We start from the raw sequence: 640 nt of genomic DNA on the forward strand, positions 1-640 counted from the left end.
CCAGCGGTCACAAGGCCCTGATCACCTGGCTGCACAAGCGCAAAGCGCGGGTGAGAGTATCGCTGGAGGCGACCGGCATTTACTCGCTGGACCTGGCTATGGCACTTGATCGTGCGGATGGCATCGAGGTCGCGGTGCTGAACCCGAAGTTGGTCCATCGCTTCGCGCAGACACTGCGCCGATCGAAGACTGACTCAGCGGATGCGCAGACACTGGCCGAATATAGCCGTCGTATGCCCTTTACGCCGTGGTGCGCACCGAGCCTGAACAGCTTGCAGCTGCGCACCATCAGCCGTCATCTCCTCGGTCTGACAGCAGAATACACACGGCAAAACAACCGCCTCCACGCCGCGGAGAAATCGGCGGCGACGCCGCGCTGCGTGGTGAACGACTTGAAGCGCTCCATGGCTTCGATCGAGCGGCGCATCCTGCGGTTCCGCCGCGAGGCTAGAGAACTGGTTCGCAGCGATGAAACCATCCGGAAACGGTTCGAGCTACTCATCGGCATCCCAGGCATCGGCGAGATCAGCGCGGTTCAGTTGCTGGGCGAACTCTCATCGCTCTCACCGGAGATGTCGGTGCGGCAGTGGGTGGCGCACAGTGGCCTGGACCCAGTACATCAGGTCTCGGGAACCTCGGT

Annotated in this window: 1 protein-coding gene; it reads left to right on the plus strand. The window is 62.2% G+C overall.

Annotated elements, in window-relative coordinates:
* Window positions 1-640: transposase (locus GSQ86_RS17865; RefSeq protein WP_216841193.1), on the plus strand; the 640-nt coding region annotated here is incomplete at both ends.

Origin of the sequence: Acidobacterium sp. S8 (genome assembly GCF_009765985.1) — a bacterium.
Lineage (GTDB): Bacteria > Acidobacteriota > Terriglobia > Terriglobales > Acidobacteriaceae > Alloacidobacterium.